This window comes from Amphibacillus indicireducens (assembly GCF_039539605.1).
Taxonomy (GTDB): Bacteria; Bacillota; Bacilli; order Bacillales; family Amphibacillaceae; genus Amphibacillus; species Amphibacillus indicireducens.
Window position 1 is genome coordinate 1 of record NZ_BAABDL010000009.1, and the last position, 887, is coordinate 887.

Annotated in this window: 1 protein-coding gene; it reads left to right on the forward strand. The window is 37.1% G+C overall.

Translation table 11 applies throughout. The annotated features are described in order from the left end of the window. Positions 1 to 193: 193 nt before the first annotated feature. Positions 194 to 887: IS30 family transposase (locus tag ABD814_RS00770; protein ID WP_344909454.1), on the forward strand; the 694-nt coding region annotated here is incomplete at its 3' end.

Consider the following 887-nt stretch of genomic DNA (forward strand, 5'->3'; position numbering starts at 1 on the left):
CTAACTGGCATTCGCTTTTGGCAATTTAATGGGCAAATCACCTATAAAAAATCAAGTTATGAATAATGCAGGCAAATATATTCTCAATTTATTTGGGAGATTGTATAATCAAGTTAGTCACCTAAAATAAAAGGTCATGTGAATTTCATGTTATATTGAAAGTACGACCAAACAATATAAGGAGTGAATTCACATGACCCAAGTAAATACTATCACAAAATCACACAAAGGAACACACCTTACCTATGCTGAAATGAAACAAATTGAAGCGTATAAAAAAATTGAACTGTCACACCGTGAGATTGGACGCTTGCTTGAACGCAGTCCACAAACGATCAATGATAATGTTAAAAAAGGAACAGTACTACAAGTAAACAAGCAGATTCAGAATGGTAAAGCCTATTTTTATGAGAAAGAAGTCTACTTCGCTGATGTCAACTTCAGAGTTTATGAAGAAAATCGTGAAAATTGTGGCCGCCGTCCTAAATGGATTGATGGCACAAAGTTTATCGAATGGGCAGACAAAAAGATGCTTGAAGAGAAATGGTCACCAGATGTCGTCGTTAATAAAGCAAGAGAAGAAAACTTATACCATGAATCGATCCTACCGAGTACATCTACACTTTACCATTGGATTGATAGTGGCATCATGAAGACCAAAAATATAGATCTATTAGAAAAGGTTAATCGAAAACCACGTAGCACAAAAGGAAAGGAACGACGCAATAAAAGAGTACTTGGTACATCAATCGAACATCGCCCAAAGTCAGTCGAGGAGCGATTAGAATTTGGGCACTGGGAAATGGATACGGTGATTGGAAGAAAATGTGCAGATGACCCAGTGTTACTGACGCTTGTTGAACGCAAGACCACCTTTGAACTTCTAT